This window comes from Enterobacter sp. CGMCC 5087, from assembly GCF_003144775.1.
In the GTDB taxonomy this organism is placed as follows: Bacteria; Pseudomonadota; Gammaproteobacteria; order Enterobacterales; family Enterobacteriaceae; genus Enterobacter; species Enterobacter cloacae_M.
The window spans coordinates 1-20,395 of sequence record NZ_QFXN01000148.1; the positions used below are offsets into that span (position 1 = coordinate 1).

Annotated in this window: 19 protein-coding genes; 3 read left to right on the forward strand and 16 right to left on the reverse strand. The window is 53.5% G+C overall.

Annotation, left to right across the window (positions count from 1 at the left end):
- On the reverse strand, window positions 1–810 hold an 810-nt coding region (locus DEO48_RS13390), incomplete at its 3' end, for an aldehyde dehydrogenase family protein (RefSeq protein ID WP_146198273.1).
- A 292-nt stretch (window positions 811–1,102) separates the two neighbouring features.
- On the opposite strand from DEO48_RS13390, the gene DEO48_RS13395 reads away from it, so the two are divergent.
- Window positions 1,103–1,933: a MurR/RpiR family transcriptional regulator gene (locus DEO48_RS13395; protein WP_008502123.1), complete on the forward strand. Its 831-nt coding sequence runs from the start codon at window positions 1,103–1,105 to the stop codon at window positions 1,931–1,933.
- Window positions 1,934–2,114: 181 nt separating this feature from the next.
- On the opposite strand, the gene DEO48_RS13400 is transcribed toward DEO48_RS13395, so the two are convergent.
- The 4 genes from DEO48_RS13400 to DEO48_RS13415 are packed head-to-tail and all read right to left on the reverse strand — an operon-like array spanning window position 2,115 to window position 3,897.
- The gene (locus DEO48_RS13400) at window positions 2,115–2,597 is read right to left on the reverse strand and encodes a DUF2514 domain-containing protein (protein WP_109845447.1); all 483 of its coding nucleotides are present in this window, start codon (window positions 2,595–2,597) and stop codon (window positions 2,115–2,117) included.
- A complete protein-coding gene (locus tag DEO48_RS13405; RefSeq protein WP_109845448.1) occupies window positions 2,594–3,223 on the reverse strand; it encodes a glycoside hydrolase family 19 protein in 630 nt (209 codons plus the stop codon). The genes DEO48_RS13400 and DEO48_RS13405 overlap by 4 nt, the downstream gene beginning before the upstream one ends.
- Window positions 3,213–3,506, reverse strand: coding sequence for a phage holin family protein (locus DEO48_RS13410; protein WP_109845449.1), 294 nt, complete (start codon window positions 3,504–3,506; stop codon window positions 3,213–3,215). Before DEO48_RS13410 ends, DEO48_RS13405 begins: the two co-directional genes overlap by 11 nt.
- Window positions 3,493–3,897 carry a putative holin gene (locus tag DEO48_RS13415; protein WP_047344980.1) on the reverse strand — a complete coding sequence of 135 codons (405 nt, stop codon included), beginning with the start codon at window positions 3,895–3,897 and terminating at the stop codon, window positions 3,493–3,495. Before DEO48_RS13415 ends, DEO48_RS13410 begins: the two co-directional genes overlap by 14 nt.
- Before the next feature lie 287 nt (window positions 3,898–4,184).
- On the opposite strand from DEO48_RS13415, the gene DEO48_RS13420 reads away from it, so the two are divergent.
- The gene (locus DEO48_RS13420; protein WP_109845450.1) at window positions 4,185–5,324 is read left to right on the forward strand and encodes a hypothetical protein; all 1,140 of its coding nucleotides are present in this window, start codon (window positions 4,185–4,187) and stop codon (window positions 5,322–5,324) included.
- Window positions 5,325–5,357: 33 nt separating this feature from the next.
- On the opposite strand, the gene DEO48_RS27175 is transcribed toward DEO48_RS13420, so the two are convergent.
- Window positions 5,358–7,625, reverse strand: coding sequence for a hypothetical protein (locus tag DEO48_RS27175; RefSeq protein ID WP_258306103.1), 2,268 nt, complete (start codon window positions 7,623–7,625; stop codon window positions 5,358–5,360).
- A 196-nt stretch (window positions 7,626–7,821) separates the two neighbouring features.
- On the opposite strand from DEO48_RS27175, the gene DEO48_RS13430 reads away from it, so the two are divergent.
- The gene (locus tag DEO48_RS13430) at window positions 7,822–8,082 is read left to right on the forward strand and encodes a hypothetical protein (protein WP_066019107.1); all 261 of its coding nucleotides are present in this window, start codon (window positions 7,822–7,824) and stop codon (window positions 8,080–8,082) included.
- Window positions 8,083–8,300: 218 nt separating this feature from the next.
- Here DEO48_RS13430 and DEO48_RS13440 read toward each other — a convergent pair whose 3' ends face one another.
- The 10 genes from DEO48_RS13440 to DEO48_RS13485 all read right to left on the reverse strand — a co-directional run.
- Window positions 8,301–11,057: a hypothetical protein gene (locus DEO48_RS13440; RefSeq protein WP_109845452.1), complete on the reverse strand. Its 2,757-nt coding sequence runs from the start codon at window positions 11,055–11,057 to the stop codon at window positions 8,301–8,303.
- A complete protein-coding gene (locus DEO48_RS13445; RefSeq protein ID WP_109845453.1) occupies window positions 11,057–12,622 on the reverse strand; it encodes a hypothetical protein in 1,566 nt (521 codons plus the stop codon). Before DEO48_RS13445 ends, DEO48_RS13440 begins: the two co-directional genes overlap by 1 nt.
- Complete coding sequence (locus DEO48_RS13450; protein WP_109845454.1) at window positions 12,622–15,150, reverse strand: hypothetical protein; 2,529 nt, start codon at window positions 15,148–15,150, stop codon at window positions 12,622–12,624. Before DEO48_RS13450 ends, DEO48_RS13445 begins: the two co-directional genes overlap by 1 nt.
- 9 nt (window positions 15,151–15,159) lie before the next feature.
- Window positions 15,160–15,699 (reverse strand): hypothetical protein, encoded by a 540-nt coding sequence (locus DEO48_RS13455; RefSeq protein ID WP_109845455.1) that lies wholly within the window; start codon window positions 15,697–15,699, stop codon window positions 15,160–15,162.
- A complete protein-coding gene (locus tag DEO48_RS13460; RefSeq protein WP_109845456.1) occupies window positions 15,692–16,162 on the reverse strand; it encodes a hypothetical protein in 471 nt (156 codons plus the stop codon). Before DEO48_RS13460 ends, DEO48_RS13455 begins: the two co-directional genes overlap by 8 nt.
- On the reverse strand, window positions 16,162–18,633 hold the full coding sequence (locus tag DEO48_RS13465) for a hypothetical protein (RefSeq protein WP_109845457.1): 2,472 nt from the start codon (window positions 18,631–18,633) through the stop codon (window positions 16,162–16,164). The genes DEO48_RS13460 and DEO48_RS13465 overlap by 1 nt, the downstream gene beginning before the upstream one ends.
- Entirely contained in the window at window positions 18,633–19,238 is a 606-nt protein-coding gene (locus DEO48_RS13470) for a hypothetical protein (protein ID WP_109845458.1), read from the reverse strand. Before DEO48_RS13470 ends, DEO48_RS13465 begins: the two co-directional genes overlap by 1 nt.
- The gene (gene gp10 / locus DEO48_RS13475) at window positions 19,238–19,561 is read right to left on the reverse strand and encodes a capsid staple protein (protein WP_109845459.1); all 324 of its coding nucleotides are present in this window, start codon (window positions 19,559–19,561) and stop codon (window positions 19,238–19,240) included. Before gp10 ends, DEO48_RS13470 begins: the two co-directional genes overlap by 1 nt.
- Window positions 19,562–19,612: 51 nt before the next feature.
- Window positions 19,613–19,981: a hypothetical protein gene (locus DEO48_RS13480; protein WP_109845460.1), complete on the reverse strand. Its 369-nt coding sequence runs from the start codon at window positions 19,979–19,981 to the stop codon at window positions 19,613–19,615.
- A gap of 10 nt (window positions 19,982–19,991) precedes the next feature.
- Window positions 19,992–20,395, reverse strand: a 404-nt coding sequence (locus DEO48_RS13485) for a Bbp16 family capsid cement protein (protein ID WP_109845461.1), incomplete at its 5' end; no start/stop codon positions are given.

A 20,395-nucleotide genomic window follows, 5' to 3' on the forward strand; every position in this document is an offset into this window, starting at 1 on the left:
CATGATGGCGTTGGTCGCCATCTCCATGTCGGCATCCGGCATTAAAATGCAGTGGTTTTTCGCACCGCCCAGCGCCTGGCAGCGCTTGCCGTGGGCGGACGCGGTCTGGTAAATGTATTCCGCAATCGGCGTGGAGCCGACAAAGCTCACCGCCTGCACGCGCGGGTCGGTCAGGAGCACGTCAACGGACTCTTTATCGCCCTGCACCACGTTGAAGACGCCGTCCGGCAGGCCGGCCTCTTTCAGCAGCTGCGCCAGCGCGAGCGCCAGAGAAGGGTCTTTTTCCGACGGCTTCAGCACGAAGGTGTTGCCGGTCGCCAGCGCAATCGGGAACATCCACATCGGCACCATCGCCGGGAAGTTAAACGGCGTGATCCCGGCGCAGACCCCGAGCGGCTGCATCAGCGAGTGGCTGTCGACGCCGGTCCCGACGTTCGCCGAGTGTTCGCCCTTTTGCAGATGCGGAATACCGCAGGCAAACTCCACCACTTCCAGGCCGCGGGTCAGCTCGCCCACCGCGTCGGAAAAGACCTTGCCGTGCTCTTCGCTGATGAGGCGGGCCAGGCGATCCATGTTCTCTTCCAGCAGCGCCTTGAAGCGGAACATCACGCGCGCGCGCTTAAGCGGAGCATGGCGCGCCCACGCCGGAAACGCCTGCTGCGCGGCGGCAATCGCCTGCTCCGTTTCCTGCGCCGTACTCATCACCACCTGGCGGATCTGCTCGCCGGTGGCCGGGTTGAAGATCGCCTGAACGCGCTGGCCTGAACCGGTGACACATTCGCCGTGAATAAAATTCGCTACCGTCTCCATCCTTAACCTCTCGCTGTTGATACGTGACTGTTACCTGAACACTGTGTACTGAACACTATATATGAAACAAATATTCCATTTTAAGTTGAAATAAAATAAATGATGATTATTGTGATCAAGGATGGATTTTTATGTTAACAGCCAGCACCACTGACGCTGCGTGCGCTATTAAGGGATTTCGGGCGAGGAAATGACTGAAGCTTCTGTTTCATTTTTGCTGCCAGATGGATGGCCGACATTTAAAAGACGCGGTTTTGCGTTTAGAATCATATGACTGTATTTGGGGGATAAGATGACGACAGCAACCAGCCTGAACGAACTGCAGCAGCAAATCCGCGATCGCTACGATAGCCTGAGCAAGAGGCTGCAGCAGGTCTCCCGCTACGTGCTGGATAACACCAACAGCGTGGCCTTTGATACGGTTGCCGTCATTGCCGAGCGCGCCGACGTGCCGCCCTCGACGCTGATCCGCTTTGCTAACGCCTTTGACTTCACCGGCTTCAACGAAATGAAACAGCTGTTTCGCATGAACCTGGTGGAGGAGACCGCCAGCTACAGCGACCGCGCCCGGCTGTTCCGCGAGATGGAGAGCGAGGCCGTGCCGGAAACGCCGCTCGATATTCTGCAGGAGTTCGCCCGCTCGAACGCGCAGGCGCTGCAGCAGCTGGCCGCCCGCGCCGAGCCGGAAATGCTGGAGCGCGCGGTACAGCTGCTGGCCGACGCCGACACCATCTACATCGCCGGACTACGCCGCTCCTTTAGCGTCGCGGCCTACCTCACCTACGCCCTGAGCCATCTGGAGTGCCGCCCTATCCTGCTCGACGGCATGGGCGGGATGCTGCGCGAGCAGATCAGCCGCATTAAGGCGCGCGACATTGTGGTGTCGATCAGCTTCTCGCCGTACGCGGAAGAGACGGTGATGGTCAGCGAAACCGCCGCCAGCGTCGGCGCGCGGCAGATCGTGATTACGGACAGCCAGATTAGCCCGCTGGCGACGTTCAGCGATCTCTGCTTTGTGGTGAAAGAGGCGCAGGTTGATGCGTTTCGCTCCCAGTCGGCGACGCTGTGCCTGGTGCAGTCGCTGGTGGTGGCGCTGGCGTATAGGTTGGGAGAGGGGAAGTAAGGCAATAAAAAACCCCCTGCACAGGCAGAGGGTTTGGTTGTTAATTCAGCGGGAAATCATTCCCACTCGATTATTTACGACATGGATAACAAATTGACTTTTAACAACTTTCTGACACTTTATTTCCGCCGTACCGTTTTATATACCGTCACCGGAAATCAGTACCATGAAAAATGCCATGTCACCGGGTCAACGAATCGTACTGCTTTTCACAGACTCGTCCGGCTTCGGCGGCCCGGTCAGCGTACTCTGCCAGTTGTCGGTTTCGCTCGAGAGATTTGCTGAGCACGTCGGTAAGCAAAACTCCGGTGTCTGCGGCTGACGCCCCAGCGCCGACAGTGGCGTTATACTGCCTGAGCTGCTCCCGGATGGCAACGAGCTGTTGCTGCAACCGGCCAGCGCGAGCGGCAGCATCAAGAGCATCATTGCGCGCCTGGTCAATCCTCTGCTGCGCTTCACGTTCATTGGTCGCTTTCTCCTGTTCTTTCAGCAAACGCAATTTTGCGTCGGCCTCTTTCTGATCTGCCTGAGCCTTCGCATACCCGGCGGAGTACTGGCGGTCACCGTGAGCATTCCAGGCAATCCTACAACCGATCACCAGAGCAGCAAGCATCAACACGATAAGCAACTGTTTCCAGTACGCTTTGACGAATGCCCAGATCATACCGCCAGCACCTTACTGGCAGTGATGTACCGCGCGCGCCGGTCATCGATGCCGTTCTGCCCGCCATTGATGATCTGCGTGACGCGCACCAGGTCACCGGTGTACTTCATGCAGCCTTTGGTCGCGAAGAACCATGCCGCGCTACGGGCCGCGTATTCGTCCTGCGCCAGCAGCTCAGGCTGGCTAACCAGCTCAATTTTTATCCCGTTGCCGCAGTCGCGGTAGTTGTTCAGGCCGGTGATCTGGATAAGCCCGCGCCCGCGGTAAAACCAGCCGTCGGTCGGCCCGTTATTCCCCATGCGTTTGCTGTACACCAAATTGGCGATCGCGCGCTGGCGCTCCAGCGGCAACGATGGCTCACCAGCACGGCGGCCCAGCGCATTGGCCTGGCCCTGGGTGAGTCGCCCGGCACGGACGAACCCTGCCAGCCCGGTCACGCTGTAGTTAAAGCTCTCTTGCAGCCGGGTGAAGCCGCCAGACTCATGACCCACCTGTGCGATAAACATCGCCTGGTGCAGCGGTTGCTCGATGCCAAACTCATTCATGGCTGCAGTGATATGCAGATACCAGCGCGCGGCCAGCACCTCACTGATGCCGGCAGCGCGGCGGAATTGGTTAATGTCCATGCTGGGACCTCGTTATCTTGAAAATTTGCACCACGTTCCCTTTTGTCTTGATGAGCGCAGCCAGGAACACGGCTTTGATGATGACTTCTGACCAGTCTGCGCTGACGTAATACCCGTAGAAAGTACGGATAGGTACGCTGGCAGCCACGACGATCAGCAGGTAGGCAAGCCATCCACCCCACCAGCGATGGCGTGACCCTTCACGGCGGAACAGAAGCACTCGGATTGCAATGCCGCCGCAGATAGCGGCGTTCAGGATGAGAAGCAGCTCAGGACTGGTCATCGTCTTTTCTCCCCGGGATCAGGTCGCGCGGATTTTCAGAACGGTGATACAGCCAGATTCCGATTCTTACAGCGACGATAGCCGAAACGAATGCCCCGGCCGAAAACACAATACCCTTTTCAAAAGAGTCCTGCGTTATCGTTGGGATAAGGCTGGCAACGCCGATAAGAATGGATGCTGTCGCTTTGTAGAAGAGAACGCCGCAGAGGAAGCTTAGAAGCGCCAGGAGCAACCGGCGCTTTATCGGGTACTCTACCGCTGAGGTAACGAAAATTACCGCACCAGCCAGAGCACCTAACGCAACCTCAGGCGGTATACCAACGAACACGGACGCCAGTGCCGTCAGGCTTAACCCCTGATTTACCGACTCCGTTGTCAGCACATGCGCCATAGTGACCACCGTTTAATGTGCATAAAGAACCCCCTTAGTTGGTGAGTTCATCATACACAATAAACCATATCTGGTTTAAAAAACCTAAGAATGCTCCTATCAAAATTACCTTTTGGGTGATATGATGAGTTCATGTGTGTCTATATGAAATGTAATTATTATGAAGATAAGTAAATTTTTAAAAGATGCAGCAATTCTTTGTATTGCCATAGTTCTGATACTTTCAGTTTTTTCGTTCGCTTTGCTTTACCAAATCGGCGCTCTTCCTCATTATATGTGGTGATAAGATGTTCAGAATTCTTTCATACCCTGCAAACATTGGTGCAGCGCTTTTATTGGGTATAGTATTTTCATTGATGGACCTTTCTTATTTCTATAAATCACCTGATATCTTCTACATAATATTGCTATCTACAATTTGCCTTGTTTATATATTTATTTCTTTTTTCTTTAAGCGCGATGTGTATGTAGATAATGGAAATGACGGTTCATCATGGAAGATGTTCGTGCTTATTTCAGTGGCAGGGTTTGCAATAGAGTTTTCCATTGGTGGCATGCCAATACTTGTGGGCCGAGAGAACGCAGTAACACTACCTGTCTTCCACGTAATATTCTATTCATTCATAATTATGGCTGTTCTGTTGGCATCTGTATATGGAAGAAAGAGAGATGTAGCACTATCTCTTACATACGCAATAATCATGTCTGCTTTAATGCTGTCGCGACAAATGATGATAGTTTCTTTCATTATTGTGGTCATTGCCATAGCATCCAAAACAAGGTTTAACAAAAAGAATAAGCTATATCTTATTGTTTCATTTGTGGCAGTGGTGGTTATTTTTGGGATTCTGGGCAATCTAAGACAGCAGCTATCAGGTGATTATGTTAACGATTATATTTATAGAGTAGGCGGTGCTAATGCTGATGGCATGCGCATTGGAGATACCATGTACTGGCTATGGCTGTACATCGCAAGCCCTGTATACAATCTAATTCAGAATCTTGATTCATACTACCAGTATGGTGATAGTTGTAATATGTCTATAGCTTACGGATCATGCGAAGGCAGTTACATAATGTCTGTAATAGTTCCTGATACTGTATCAAAGTATTTTTCAGAACCATTTGAGATAGACATGGTGATGAAGCATCTGAATGCTGGAACTGCTTTTTCAGCAAGCGCTAGAATACTCGGATTCGCTGGGATTTTGATTCAGATAGTATTTCAGTTGATGCTATATATAGTCGGAATACTTCTTACAACCAAAAGGAACAGAAGAGCCTTCGTTGTTTATTTCTCTGTGTTATCATTCTTTATGATATTCGATAACTTGTTTGTAAAGGGTGAGTTTTTCTTCGTTCTGTTGATGATAATAGCATCAGGAAAAGAATTCTCATTAGGTAGAAAGATTATCGCAGCTAAATAGTTATATATCAGGAGGGCTTTCGCCCTCCTTGTTTCACCAATCTGACGTTACAATCAACCCTCTGATAAATTTCCTGTACAGTGTTGTCACATCACCACTGACTGTGACTCTAAGAATCAATGTAGAGTCCGGGCTTACACCGATATCACCTGGTGTAATGTCAGCATTTATAACCGTGCTGCTGCCTACGCCGGAAGAGTACAGTGCGCTTGAAATAGTATACCCATTATCATCTGTGCTTATTACTGAGAACGTACCAGCAGCAGATGACAATATGTTAAAATACTCTAATGATAATCTGATATGCTTCCCTGTTCTTATTCCTGAATTCCATGATGCGAAAGCACCCTTAAACCCAATTCCGCTATAATCAGAGCTGGCAGTTGTTGTTGTCCTGTCTGTTTCTGACGCACCAGTCCTTAGCCTGATGGGGTATGAGTTTCCCTGCACATTAGGATCAGATGTTGATGAATCAGTTATCTTTCTCGTATCAATTACTTGTTGGATACCCCATTTTGTTTGTGATGGAGAACCACCAAATATGATTGCTGAAAATTTAATAGGATTGCGCTTTCTCTGGCTTGTAAGGTCTTTTACAAGACTTTTTAATTTAGCAGTATTGCGCACAACTCCGGAAAAACTTCCAGATACACCATCCCAAACAAACGCCCCAAAATTGCCCTCTGCAACTTTACCGAAAATTGTGCTGGCAGATACGATCTGATCAACATCACGACTATAATAAACATCTGATGAATTAGCCACGAAAGCAGAAACAACAGGAATTACCTTCAGGCCAGTCATTTGGGATACACCACCGAAATCATAGCGAAACTTATTCAGGTCGTCCTTTAACCATTGGGCGTATGTTCCGCTTGAGTAGTAACGGCTGTATGAGTCAACGAAAGCAATATCATAGTTTGTACTGAATACCTGGTTAAATATACCAGTACTAACTGAGATAAGATCTACAAAGCTTAACGGCTTTGTCGTTAATGCTCTCATCGAGGATATTTTTGCGTCCTGCTGTGCAACAGTAAATCCGCGCGTTGCAGGTTCATCATAAACACTGTACCCCCATGTCGCCGGGTGATCCTTTGTAGCATTTACAAACTCACTGAGGCTTGTAGTGGCGCGCTGGCTTTCAGTTCCAAGATTAACTCGTAGCCCGGCTGTACGAGCATTATCAAGCAACTGTTCTGCCGTGCCAGAAGCGTCTATCGTTCCGTTATTAGCAAAATAACAGTAGTGGTTGATTGTGTTAAAACCTAAAGCCTTGATGTGTAGAAGCTCAGCAAGATCATACGCACTTTCAAGATATAGCATGCGTATGCTTTCTGAGTCTGGATCTATTGTCTGTGCTGTAACCGCTCCAAGCGAATATCTTGTTGTGTTTATAACGAAAGGACTAACTATGCGCTGACCTTTTGTGTTGATTATTCCTGATACATTATAGGGCCCCTTACCAGCTACCGGCTTACCAGTCGCAAATGCCGCGTTAATGGCCGCCGTCCAGTCACCAGACACTACTAACGATGCGTAATCCTCAACGTAAGCAAAGGCATCGTTTTGTTTATTTAGCTTGTTGAGATCAGACTGAACAGTCCCGCCTGATGTCGTTCCAATTAGACCGGCACCGGTTGGTTTTGCAAGCTCAATCAGAACGTCTGATGCAGAACCTGATGGAGGAATGACAACGATCGGGTTCCCAAGGTTGTCAAATGCGGGAATTTTATTTGCCCTTGCAGCGGCGTTAGGGAGTTGAGGTATCTGCTCAGGAACGCGGAGAGTGCGACCAATGCTGCTACTTGAAAGTGTGTCAACATAGTTCTTCGTTGCCGCGTCCTGAGGGTCGCGTGGGTCTTTCAGGTTGCGAATATAATTATTCAGCGCATCATACCAGTTAGCAATACTGTTAGGCTTGCGTAGCGCCAGGCTGAACATAGTTCCGACCTGCTGGATAAGCATCGTCAACTTATCGAATGCATCCTCATGCACCTCTGCAAAAAACTTACCCTGATTCCTCAGGTCAGTTTCCTGCGTGGCCTCCAGCTCTCGAGCTACAGTGATTTTCCAACCATCCGCCAGTGGAGAAGTGAGTACCACACTGCCGCCGTTATAGCCACCTGCGTTTGTCACGGTGTAATCGGTGTCCAGCACCAGCACCGTGATGTTTTCGCTCAGGTCAATGACTGAGACTGTCAGATCTGTTTTCTTGAAAATTCGGAAGGTGTACGGGAATGATGTCGTAACGCCGTTCCCGGTGTAATCGTTATGGTCAACTACGGTTGATACCGTCATGGCCTGTCTCCAGTAAAGCAGCGCCCGGCGCGCATGCATCATCTGGACAGTTTATTACCCATCAAACCTTATATGAATTGTTTGAATAAGAAACACGCAACATATTACCCATTAGGTAATTCAAATTTATCTACTGGATAGTGTTTCAAAGTTTTGCTACTGTACATTCATACAGTAATTGCATGGAGAATATGAGATGCAACGTCAGTATCATCACCCGCTGGAAAAAGGATTTGCCGAACGCATACACACGCCGGGAGGCGTCCGCTCCCTTGTTGAAGAATCACACCTGATGACGTTGCTGCGACAACTGAATGAGGACGGGTTTAATGTTGATGGCCCGATGGCAGAGCTGACTGCCCTGGTGAACTACGTCACCAGCTCGCAGATGTCCATGAAGGATCTGCAGATGCATCTCGATTACTGTGTGGAAAAACTGAAGCAGGAAACGACATAAAAGGCCGCATAGCGGCCTTGTGACATGTCACAGCAACGGCAGATTAAACACTACCGCCGCGAGGATAACGAAGGTCGAAAAATAAACGACCTTCGCTGATCTCTCACCAAGCCATCCTTTCCTGATCGCGAATATTACCGCCCATAGATACCCCGTACCGCAGACAACTACTGCAGCAAACCAGAACAGAATCATTCCTATCTTTATCAATATATCCATCATTGCCCCACTGCCTTTCCGAGGTCTGGTGCGCGGCGTGGCGTTGTCTCGCCAGGTTCCCACCAGCTCGTCGTGTTGAATTCACGTTGTGCACGGTCCCTTACCCTGTCGTTGTACCCTGGGTTTGCCATCTCCTGAAGTTGCTGCAGTATCAGGTGGTTGGTAATGGCTTTCGCGTACCACAGGTTGGCAAATGGGGTTATCATGCGGGCGGTTTTCAGCGCGTCGGCACCGAACGATGTTTCTTCCCCCTGTAATGCCTTCTGCGGGTTCGTGATCAGCAACTTGGTCAACTGTTCAGCAAAGCTCAGCACAGGGCCGCCAATGGTGGCCGCTATACTTGAGCCATATTGCGTATGGTCCTGGAAGAGGAAATCGCCGTAGATACCGAATGAGCCGCCCTTCAACAGCGCCTGCACCCATGTCGTTGGCTTTGTCATATCAAGCGGGTCATTACCTGTCAGCAGGCTGTTCATCTGGTTAGCGAACATGCCAGCCAGTGTCGTTCCTGCAATATACGAAGCCAGGAATTTGAGAGCTGGGACAGTATCAAGATCATTCGCCCGGTTAACCAGTTGCCGGAAACCGGCGAACGGCGTTGTTTTGAAGAGCATGAAGCTCTTTATCAGCTGCCCGGCATCGTCGCGGGCGTATGTATCCAGCCCGGTGGCTGTCGTTACAGCGCTGGTCATTTCACCATGCGTAATCCCGAGCAATTTCTGCGCTGCTTCAGCGCGGGCGTTTCTGACTATCCTTGAGATAGTCTGTTCGGCCTCTGCGTCGAATGCTTCCTTCATTCTCTTCAGGCGTTCAGGAGGGAGATCTCCAAGCGCGGCCAGTGCTGTGTCACTACCTGCGCGAACCTGCGCAATGCGGTCTGACATGATTTCGGCGATCACATCATCCGGCACGGCGTAAATGGCATCAGGCGTCATGCCCATATGTCCTGCGGTGGTCATAGGCTGGAGGTCTGCCGCTGCCATGATGGCCCAGTCCTCATTACTCCAGCCTTTGTTAGCCAGGATGGTCTTATCCGATCCCTTAACATCATCCAGCGTCTTAAATTTGCGGGTCAGTTCGCCAATGTTTTTGTACATCAGCAGGCCAAACGATGCTTTGTTGGCGCGGTCCATGGCTATCAGCCCGGACCACTTCAGGGTATTTTCTGCAAACCAGCCTGTTATGCCGCGAGAAAGGTCAAAGCCTCCCATCTTCGAGACGACAGCAGCATGCGAATCCACCAGCAGGCCGAGTTCTGCGTTGGCCTTTTTGGCGTCACCGCTGAACAGGTTGCGAATGGTGTTTGCAGACAGTCGCATACCGTCACGGGTAAAGCCAAGAGCCTGGGCATTGGCTCGCATGATCGCCTGGTCACTGGTTGCCGTCAGTACGCTGGTGCCGAGCATGGCGCTGGTCATCAGGTTGCGCAGGCCGCCAACCGCCGACGTGAACACGCTCGACGTGGCCGCACCGTTAAGACCGGCCATTGAGTTAAACATGCGCTCAACCATCTTGCGCTCGTCGTTCATCTTGCCTACCTCCTTCCCACCGGTGACAGCGCGCTGGTATACGCGGTCCAGCACCAGGGAAAAGTTGCGGGCGGCGTCCGGGCCGAACGCTTTAACGACACCAAGATCACGGGATGATGACTGCAGGTGCGACATCATTACGCCCGCCACCGGCTGCTGGGTGTAGCGTTCCATGTATGCGAAGTGCGACTGAGCATCCTTGAACGCCATAACCCTGCTCTGCGAACCACGGTTTTTTATCCCACCGGTGCCCATGAATGCGCCCGGGTCGATTTTGTTCGCGCCGTCGGTAGCCTTTGTTTCAAAGATCGCCTCCAGCGCCTGTCGATACTCGATGTCATTCATCGGGCTGCCGTCTGGATTCACGTAGTTGCTGCGATCCTGCGTATTGTAAACGTCGTCCACCCATGCCTGGCGGGCGAATTCAATCGGCGGCTGGCGGCCGGAAAGGCGCGCTTTAGCCTGCTCTGCCACCGGCAACGATGCCAGCCACTCATCGCGCCCGGCATTGCGGATAAAATCAGCGTCGTCGACATACGGCAGGTGCCAGTCGTCGCGCAGTCCGATATCAAACCCGTTGTCGTTCATCTCCTGGCGGGCCCGGCTGGTGACGTCATTCCAGACCTGTGCGATTTTCTTCGCCTGTGGGTTCCCGGTATCCTCGCCGTAAAGCTCTTTCAGGATCTGGAACTGTGCGGACTTCGCAGCCTGCTGGTCGAACAGACTGCGGAAGCGCTGCTCGCCAAGCGCTTTGCTCTGCTCGAAGAATTTTCGTACATCATCACCGGCCTTGAGCAATTCAGCGCTGAGCTGGCGTGACCAGTCCTGATATGCACCGGTGGCAAGTTCCTCAGCCGAGGTAACGGCAATATCTTTTCCGTCAGTTGTCCGCCGACCGGAGAAGATAAACTGCTGAAGATTAGCGGGTGTTTGCTGCTCTGGCGGGATATTGGCGTCAAGGGTATCTGTCACCCTGCTGATGGCTATCGCGTTCTGAGCGACGCGCTGGCGCTTCTTATATACGTCATGCACAACGCGCTGACGAACCAGATCAGCGGCCTCCATGTACGTCTGTGCATCAGGGATGCCAGTCTTGCCTTCCCTGGCATTCTTTTTATGCACCTGTCGCACGGCTTCTTTGATACGGTCCTCAATACCTTTCAGCTCGTCAGCCTTTGGCTGGCGGCCAAGTGTCTGCGCAATGGCTTCAACACATGCCTGTTTCATTATGGGTTCCTCAGGAAGCACGCGGCGGCGACGGAATACACTTTCGATTCGTTCTGCACGGTCTGGATTTGCTCATCAAATTCAGCCAGCACATCGGAGAGTTTCGCCGGCTGACCGGTGTCTGGGTGCGTAATTGTCAGATCCGGATTGGTGGTCGCCATATCTCGCGCCGCCATCAGGTCGTAACTGTTTGATGAAATCGCCTGGCCGGTGTCGGGGTCGACACTTACCTGCCCGCCAGTTTCGTCTGCCGCCGTGAATGCACTTTCGGTGCGCGGAGCCGGAGGTTCACCGGCTAATTCTGACGGCGTTTCATACCTGACACCATTCTCTTCGAAAACCTGCTGCATTGCATGGTACTGCTCGTTTGCTGATTCCAGCATGCCAGGCCGGGCCGGACCATCCAGTCCGCGCGCCATCATTCCAACGTTAACTGGCTGGCCGTCATTCAATTGCCGGTACGCTTCATCCATGGCCGCCACATGGCTGTTAATGCTCTCATTGCTGGCGTGCAGCACCGGCGAGGATTCCAGATCGTAATACAGCCCTTCATTCAGCGTGTGGGCAGCATCAATGTCGCTCGGCTTAATGGCGGGAATATCTGGCGCTGCGGCTGCCTCTGTTACTGTTGCCTGAGAATCAGATCGCACCGGCGCACCAGGTGCATCAGTTACTGGAGCAGCTTCTGCCCCTGGTGACGGTTCTGCGGTTGCGTCAGGAACGCTCTGCACCTCTGACGCCGGAACCGGTGCTTCAGCATCTGACGGTGGCGGAACGTCAGCATTTCGCGCAGCCAGATGATGAGCGCCACCAAAGGCACCGCCCAGCACCGCATCCACCAGCATGGCCTGACCGTCGAATACCCGGTACTGCTTCGCCATTTCGGTGTAACCTTTTTCCTCCAGCGTTTCGCCGACGGAGTAACGGTTAAGGCCGCCGAATCCGGTGTTGATTGCCACACCTGAGGCAATGCGAGTTGCCAGGGTGGTGCCGACGGCTGCAGGTAAGGCCATGCCAGCGGCGTTGAAAAGGCTCTGCTGCGTTGCCAGGTTACGAGCAGTCGACTCGTCTACACCCTTCCCTTTGAAATCCTGATAGGACTGCTCATACGTCGAGCTGAATGCAGTAGCGGCACCGACGGCCGGGCCGCCAACAATGGTAGCGCCAATGGCGGGCACGAACTGGCCAAGCCCGTACAGCACTTCTGCGGCAGTACCCTGGCTACCTGCGTCAGGTTTAACGTATCCGCGAGCATCCTGCAGCTGCTTGCCGATAGTGTCGTAGGTGTCGTTGAGCGCTTTGTCGGCATCGGGGAACATCACGCGGAAGATATTGACTGTCGGCGCAACGTCAGCGGTGAATGCCGGATCGCTTATCAGGCGCTTACTGAATCCGACGGCAGACTGCGCCAGGCCGAGCGTGCCTTCCGCGACACCGCGCACCGGCGCAGCGATCGAGCCCTGGAAGAATGTCGGCTCATAGTCTTCAGGCCGTGCAGGGTTGGCCGCCGTTTTGTCGTCGGTCCATGCCTGGCCTTCCGGCGCCAGAGAAAATACATCAGACATTATTCAACCCTCACGACGATAGCTTCGTTGGTTTTCGGATCCGTCGCCCAGCGCCCGCTGCCGCTAACCAGCCGATACTGGTTATTGCCGATATTGACTGGGGTGAAGTTTGACGCGGCATTGACGTTTAGCCCGGCGTCTTTCAGCGCCTGCTGAGCTGATGCGGTATAGCGGTCCTTGAAAGTGGATTTGTCCATGCCGAACGGCATTACCACGTCTCCACCATTAAAGCCCTTATATACGCCGCCGGTGGCGTACTGCGCGGCCTTCTCCACTACGTCGGAGTTGGCGACATCAGTTTTAGTCATAGAGGCATCGCCTGACTGATAAGCGATACCGGCGTAAGCGGCTTTGAAAAGGTTGTAGCTGAGCTGGCGCGCCTGCGGGTTGTTGGCGAATGAGTTACCTACCTGATCGTCAAATGCGCGCTTCATCTTATCTTCGCTAGGCAACTGGACGGGCGTAATGCCAGCGTCTTTCATCGCCTTGGTCGGGTTCAATAACTGGTCACCGGCCAGGATCACCTTCGATACGTCGTACTTGTTCATGGTCGGCTTGTAGCCGATGAACTGACTGTAGGCGATAGACGGCTTGGTGTTGTCGTACTGATTATCCGGCGTGCCAAGCAGCAGCGCAGAATAGGCCGTTGCTGCGTTGTTCGGCGCGATAGCTGAAGCCACCTGGCGCATCGCCGGTGCAGATAGCGTTTCACCCATGCTCTGCAACAGGCTGATGGTCTGGTTTACGTCTTTGGTGCCGCGCACCTGCTCGGAAAGAGCAGCGGCCTCTTCACTGGAAAGGATCGGCGCATTGATTCCCAGCGCGCGCAGGCTTTCCTGAGATGAGAACCGGTTGGCAACCTCTGCCGTGATGTCGTTCGGATTATTACTGGACAGCGGCTTGTACGCTCCGATCTCAACCGCAGCATTAAACGGGTTGTTCTGGCGCTGGCTGATCACTTTCGTGGCCGCCGCCGACACCCGATCGAACAATTCAGCGCGAGAGGCGTAACCTTCTCCTGTTTCTCCAGTGCCTGGGCGAAGCTGGTCAACGTATGCCGTAATGCTGCTGGTTGGCATATTGCGGAATGAGCCAATGTACTGCCCGGCGATCTGCGTGTTTTTGAACTCCGTGTACCTCAGATTACCTTCGCGCACGCCGTATGCTGCCATAAAGTCATTCTGTGTTGGTGCATCAGGGAAATCCACGCCTCGCATGTAGGCCGCTGTTGCGTCGCGGACCTGGCTGTCAATGCTGGTGCGATACTCCGCCTGCTGCTGCTTGCGGATTTGATCGGCCTGACGAAGGAAGGTTGCCTGCGCCTCCGGAGATGCCGCATCGAATGCCGCGTTGCCTGTGTAGCGTTTGGTGCTGGTCGGCAACTGAGAGAGACCGATTGCCGCGCTTACGCCAGTAGAAAGTTGCTGGTCAGTATACGGCTGGCTGCCGTTCTCGTGATGGATGATAGCGGCGCACAGCGCCTTGAGCGTGTCAGGGTTTGACGCATCAAGTTGCTGATCTGCCGTAACTCCGAGCTGAGCACAGACGGCCTTGATGTATGCGTCTGTATTGTTATTGTCAGACGGAGGCGCCCATCTGTTAATGATATCGCTGACGGTATCAATGCCCTGGCGCTGGTACGACAGCAAGTTGCGGCCCAGCGCGCGTATGCCGTGCTCTGGAGTCTCGAATTTGGCAAATCGGCCGTCGTCACCGGTCTGGCCAATCCACGGATTGGTTTTGCTGTACTCGAGGTTACCTGGATTGTTGTTGCGAATGCCGCGGGCACCATCACCGCTACCACCTTCAGATACCGCACGGCGCGAGCCTGTTGCCGTGTCACTCAGTTCGCCATTACTGTGAATGAAGTCGATAGCATTATTGGCTGACCACTGAGATAGCGAAGCATCGGCAACCTTCTCCTTGAACTCAATCTTTTTCGCCTGAATCTGCTCGGAGCTCCAGCCATGCGCAGCGCCGTAATCGTCTATTTGCTGGAATGTCTGCTGGTTGTACAGCACATAGTTAGCATTATCGCCGTATGCGGCTGCAGCCAGTTTCCCGTTGTTCGCCAGCGTCGCCTGGAACTGCCCTTCCTCATAGGCATTAAGCTGGGTGATCTCATGGCGCCCAGCCTGCGATGTAAACTGAACGCGCTGCTGCTGCGCCTGCTGCATGAAACCAGCACGAGCTGATTCTGGCAGCGTCATCGCAATCTGCTCAATCTTCGAGTCGAATTGCTGTGTGTACTCCTGCCCCTTACCAAGTGCATTTTTACCCTGCATGTTGAGCAGGCCGGTCTCCGGGTTCGTCAGCAGATCGCTTGAAATCTGGCTGAGTTGCAGGGATGCATCCTGCGCCTGGGCGACATCCGCACGCTGTTTTGCCTGGGCGAATGCGCCTGCGTATTGCTCTGCGGCCTGACCAAGAACATCAACAGTTTGTGGCGTATCGAATGCCTGAAGGCCGGGCGACTGAAAACCCCGACTCTCTACCTGGCGACCATTTACAGTAGGTACTGTTGGCATGATGTCTCCTTATCGACCTGTTCTGGTTCCGACTGCCGCACTGATTGGCGCAGCATTCTGACTGAAAGGAGACCAGGTGCCACCACCCATCTGATAGGCGCCATAAGCCTTGAGAGGAGTTGTGAGCAGCGTCTGGGTTAGTGCCGCGCTGTTCGCGCTGCGCGTTGCATTAGCCTGAGACTGGAAATTACTGCTCTGCACCTGATAGCCATATGCTTCACGCTGGGCGTTATTGACCGTTGTCAGCGCATCGAGAGCACCAAACTGTGCCGTATCACCGAAGATATCCAGTGCGTTACCTGTGGAGAGTTCGGCACCTGTTGCCCCCATCATTGCTGCCTGGGTTCCGGAAGCCTGACGGTTGCGGCGTCGAATCTCATCAGCCTGAGCATTACCACGGTTGATGGAGTCCTGCGCCTGAGCTTCTGCAATATCTGCGTTCTTCTCAGCCACTGCTGACGTATATTTTGCCTGCTGGTTCTGGCTATATGCGCTGGCGGCAGCTGAGGCTACCGTTACAGCAACCAGTGCGATCGCTGGGCTACACATTATTTTTCTCCATGTGGAAACGGTGGAACGGGAGATGCTGGATGCCATACGGCTTAGGCTCTTCAATAGTGAAACCAAGCCAGTGCAGCCATACGCGCGCGACTCGGTTGCGGGCATCAACATAATTTTCAAGATACGGGTAAACGGTCAGCATTGCATTGACCACTTTCCCGCACCGGCGCAGGAAAGTGCGCTGGTATTTCTCCAGCGCATCAGTGCCTACCAGCCAGGGAATGCCGCTGCCGCCGATCATGGATGCAGGGGCCACACCGAAGATGGTTACCACCTCCCCGTTGACCAGCCCGGCACAGCAGAATGTTGACGTGCGTAGTCCTGTTTCCAGAACGCGGCGCGGGCTCCAGCCGTTTGTCGCCAGAAATTCGTCGACGTCTGCCTGGCGGATATGCGGCAACATGGCTTCGATATGTTCTGCGGTGGCTGGAACGATCTGTGCATTAAGCATCAGAAGCCCCCTACGGTAAGGCGTGGTATTACAGCCAGAACGGAAAGTGGCAGCGGGTCGAGCTGACGCACTTTAACGCGGCCATTTTTATCCCAGTTGCTGTCAAGCTTCACTTCCACTTTACCGGTGGCGTCATCAACCGGGTCATCGTAAAACTCGAACTCACGCTGCGGATATTCGTACCATTCGCCGCCAGGCGTCGTTGCCCATATGCCGCGGCTGGCGTTGACGACCATCGTTACTGTCGGGATGACCTGCTTTTTATCCAGCAGCGTTTCCTGCCCGTTGATGTTGATGTCCAGCGTTTCGAATTCCGCTGTGATCGGTAGACCGATATGCACCACGGCGCCGGGAGATTCCAGAGTGACAGCGCCACCAGTTACAGTTTTCTGTGGTTCTACGCTGGCATCGGAGAGGATGTTGACTGTCTGACCTTCGAGGTGTGAAAGACCGCTGAAGGTCTGACGTGCCATCTGCCAGTTTGTCGTGGCCGCGCTGCGCAGAACAGTAGGAACGTTACGGTTAAAGCGTACAACCACCGCCGTGCTGCTGGTTACCGAAACAATATCGCCGCGTAACTCTTTCGCCACCACCGCGCCAGTGCCAGGATCCGTTTCGGAGTACGGGAACTGGATCTGCGCGCCAACGTCAGTGCTTACGAAATATGTCCCACCGCTAATCGTCACCGGGTAGTCGGCCTGATAACTCCAGTCTCCAGTGCCGCCGCTGATGGTCATTGTGCGTGTTGAGGTATTGCGTCCGTCATAACTCAGGCCACAATCGACAAAGAACGCATCTTCATCGCTTGTAAACAGGCGGCTTGACAGGCGCTCAATGTAACGTTTCGTCTGCCCGTTAATGGTACGGTTCACCACGAAGTAAACAGCGTCCTCGCTGCCTTCGCTGATAGAGCAGGTGCTTTCATACTTTCCGGCGCTGGACTGCGGAGCCCAGGCGAACACCTGCTGATCTCGCAAATAGGTCAGCACCAGCAGTTTTCCGTCGTCACGAACGCAAAACGCGCTGCTGTACGGCACAATGCAGAATGACCAGTCGACAATGCTGCGCTTCTGAAACAGGTGGTTTGCCAGTATGGTAAGGTCAGTTCCCTGGTACCCGTCGACGTCGAAGGAGTAGGCCAGATCACGGACCACGCTACCCTTCTCCTGGATGAACAGTGCGATGTTTGCCACTGCGATCGGAGGAACGTTGCTGGAACCGTTGTTTCCCTGTGAACTGAACGAGAATGCCGACGGCGTGAGCACCTTATTCTGGTCTCCGGATATCGTATATTCACCGCCGGATGTCAGCGCGACCAGGCTACCGACGTCGATAAGATGGCGGATCTCATTCACCTGCCGCCCGGCGTAGGTGTAGATGATGCGATCGTCATCCTGAATAGGGTTGTTCTTGCCGAAGTCTTTATAGTCACCCGTCCGGCTCGCCCAGATGGTTTGCGGGTACGCGGTAGATGCGGCGAAGTAAAGGCGCTGCTGGTAATATACTACCGTGCTTGGGTAGCCGTTGACGCTATTCCATGCGTAGCGCGCCCACTTATAGCTTCCATTCGCCGATCCAACGACCTGAGACGGGATATAGCTGATCACCGTAGCCGTGGCGGTTGTCCCTGACGCTGCAGTAATGCGCACAATGCCAAAGCCGCTGTGCAGGTACTCCCACTGAATACCGGTATCAGTTGATCCTGTTCCTCCCCAGCCATCCCATGACATACCTTCAGTATGCGATGGGCGAAGAGTACCTGTCTTCCCGGCTGTATTGGCCCGGTAGTAGTTGCTGTCAGCGCGGCGAACATCGTTGATGGCGGTGGTCTTACTGGTCTCCCAGACAGGAACAGAATCAACAGCTGGCTGCTCAAGGTAAAAAAGTTTTCCGACCTGCTCAGCACCAAAGATGGATGAGCTGGCTGTCAGCGTAATTGTGCCGGTGCTGGCGCTGGCGTAAACCTTCACTGACTCGTCAACGTTGATATCTTCGAACGGTCCGTTTTTGGTGGTGACATCGACGATCTGCCAGTTGTCGTGAGCATAGCGGCGCAGCTCTTTCGGCGGGTATGCCGGGTGAACCAGCGTAAGCACGTCGGCGCTCTGCGTGAATTTGATGCGGAACAGGTCAGCTTCAGTATATGGCATCGCCAGTTCGTAAATCACATTGCTGCTGTTGAGCACATACGCGCCGTCTTTGATAACGCGCATATAGCCATCGCCGAACTCCAGCGCATAGGTCTGAACTGTCGAAAACTGGAACGGAATAAGGCGACATTTTTTGTTTGAATATTTTGCTTCGCCTACGAAGCGCGTTCCCGGGCGATTCTCCACACCGCCATACTGACGGACGATAAAGTTATCGCACTTGCGCAGCGCCACCTGATACTTCGACATATCAATGCGCCCGTACAGCGACGGGCCAATCTCACCGCCGGCAAAGCTCGGCTGTATCCAGCTGATAGCCATTATGACAACCTCGCTTCAGTGAATGGGTCTACTGGCGGCTGCGGCTCCTGAGATTCGTTCTGGCTATGCGAGCCAGCACTCAGGATTACTCTTTGGTACATGTTCAGCGCGTTGTTACCGAGATCTGCGCTGCCTGTCAGCGGCATATTGATGGCTGCCGCCAGTCGCCAGGAAAGCGCCTCCATGAAAATAGGATCGAACATATTCACGTCGGTGACGCGCGCGATGTACTTCATCCATGCCTGCGGCTGGTCTGTGTAGATCAACTTTCCGGTAAGGTCCTCGTTTGCACCAACCTCATACTGAACTCGCTGTTCAGCTGTTGGATTGCGTATACCTTGAGGCATGATTGCACTGATACGCACACAGTCTGTTGGATACTGGTAGGCGTATTGCCAGTCCGGTGGCGGATTGTTGGTGTCGGCCAGCGCCAGACGCTTGGTGGCGAAGTTCCAGTCGAAGTCGGCCAGCGCAGCATCGCGGCACGCATCGAAATGCAGGGAGCACTGCCCGGCTTCTTTGCTGGCCTCAGTCAGGCTATTAATGCTGCGGCTGTTGCCGATATTGCTCAGCGCGCGGTTACAGATTTCGATAACGGAGGCCATTAATCATCCTCCCCACCGTAGAGAGTTTGTGCAGCAGTTTTGGGTGGCTCGCTGGAATCAGGCGCCATAGCCATATCGGTGATCTGGAGCTCCGCCCGTCGGCACACCCCATCTTCGTCCTGGCGCTCAGAGGTTGATTTAACGAGTGCTTTAGCGGTGATCATCACCATGCCACCAACCGGTGGAGTGGCAATACCGAGTCTGTTCAGCGTGTCATTGTCCAGGCTAATGCACAGGCCCCAGGGATAATCATCACGAGTCTGGGTTTTACCATCCTCATCCTGATAGGTATCGGTGCCGGTTTTAAGGTTTACCAGTTCCATAACGGACTCCTGCAAGAAGGGGGCCGAAGCCCCCTGTTTTATTAGCGAGGCTTATACGCCCAGTTTCTGCCGCTCTTCAGCAATACGCTCTTTGATCGTTTCAACATTCATGTTGCCAGGCTTCTTGTTGAAAAGTTCTTCATACTGCTGACGGAGTGAGGCTTCATCTTCACTGAAGGTATTGGCATCGTTACCGGAAGCATCTTCCTTGTCCTCATCTTCAACCGGAGGTTCAGGCTGAGAATCAACAGGCAAGATGCCGCGCTTCTGGTCTGCCTTTTTCTTTGCCGCCTTCGCCGCTGCGTTGATCGGCTCCAGCGCCGATCCTGGCTCACCGTCATATTCAATCTCAGAGCCTTCCGGCCAGAGGTTGTTATGAATATGGGATAAGCGCAGGACGCGGTATTTTGCTTTTTCCATCGCAGCCACCTTAGCCTGTCACTTTGGAGCGGATTGGGTAGTATGGAGTGTTGTTGTCAACATCCAGGTTAATACCCGAGGTGAACGCACCAGCGGTCAGCGGGCCGGTACCGACCACGTAGTTGACACGAAGATATCGCTGAACACCTGCCGGAACCTTGGCAGAGAACAGGCGCTTACCAGCGGTCAGCGCTGCCAGTGCCAGCGTTCCGCTGTCGTACAGCGTGGTCCACGTGGAGTTATCCGGGCTGGTCTGCAACTGAACGTTCAGGGTTGCGGCACCAGCTGCTGTTGCAGTGGTATTCACGTTTGCCCAGAACTCCAGCGGGTAGCCAACGCCGATATCGCGGCGGGTGCCGTCGATAGGACCGAGGTCAACAACGTCAGTTGAAGCGCCGCCAGCAGTAACCGCCT

Coding starts and splice junctions, on each gene's coding strand:
- DEO48_RS13430 (WP_066019107.1), top strand. CDS start 7,822: ATGCAACGTCAGTATCATCACCCGCTGGAAAAAGGATTTGCCGAACGC.
- DEO48_RS13420 (WP_109845450.1), top strand. CDS start 4,185: ATGTTCAGAATTCTTTCATACCCTGCAAACATTGGTGCAGCGCTTTTA.
- DEO48_RS13445 (WP_109845453.1), bottom strand. CDS start 12,622: ATGTCTGATGTATTTTCTCTGGCGCCGGAAGGCCAGGCATGGACCGAC.
- DEO48_RS13465 (WP_109845457.1), bottom strand. CDS start 18,633: ATGGCTATCAGCTGGATACAGCCGAGCTTTGCCGGCGGTGAGATTGGC.
- DEO48_RS13410 (WP_109845449.1), bottom strand. CDS start 3,506: ATGACCAGTCCTGAGCTGCTTCTCATCCTGAACGCCGCTATCTGCGGC.
- DEO48_RS13450 (WP_109845454.1), bottom strand. CDS start 15,150: ATGCCAACAGTACCTACTGTAAATGGTCGCCAGGTAGAGAGTCGGGGT.
- gp10 (WP_109845459.1), bottom strand. CDS start 19,561: ATGGAACTGGTAAACCTTAAAACCGGCACCGATACCTATCAGGATGAG.
- DEO48_RS13460 (WP_109845456.1), bottom strand. CDS start 16,162: ATGCTTAATGCACAGATCGTTCCAGCCACCGCAGAACATATCGAAGCC.
- DEO48_RS13405 (WP_109845448.1), bottom strand. CDS start 3,223: ATGGACATTAACCAATTCCGCCGCGCTGCCGGCATCAGTGAGGTGCTG.
- DEO48_RS13440 (WP_109845452.1), bottom strand. CDS start 11,057: ATGAAACAGGCATGTGTTGAAGCCATTGCGCAGACACTTGGCCGCCAG.
- DEO48_RS13395 (WP_008502123.1), top strand. CDS start 1,103: ATGACGACAGCAACCAGCCTGAACGAACTGCAGCAGCAAATCCGCGAT.
- DEO48_RS13415 (WP_047344980.1), bottom strand. CDS start 3,897: ATGGCGCATGTGCTGACAACGGAGTCGGTAAATCAGGGGTTAAGCCTG.
- DEO48_RS13400 (WP_109845447.1), bottom strand. CDS start 2,597: ATGATCTGGGCATTCGTCAAAGCGTACTGGAAACAGTTGCTTATCGTG.
- DEO48_RS13480 (WP_109845460.1), bottom strand. CDS start 19,981: ATGGAAAAAGCAAAATACCGCGTCCTGCGCTTATCCCATATTCATAAC.
- DEO48_RS13455 (WP_109845455.1), bottom strand. CDS start 15,699: ATGTGTAGCCCAGCGATCGCACTGGTTGCTGTAACGGTAGCCTCAGCT.
- DEO48_RS27175 (WP_258306103.1), bottom strand. CDS start 7,625: ATGACGGTATCAACCGTAGTTGACCATAACGATTACACCGGGAACGGC.
- DEO48_RS13470 (WP_109845458.1), bottom strand. CDS start 19,238: ATGGCCTCCGTTATCGAAATCTGTAACCGCGCGCTGAGCAATATCGGC.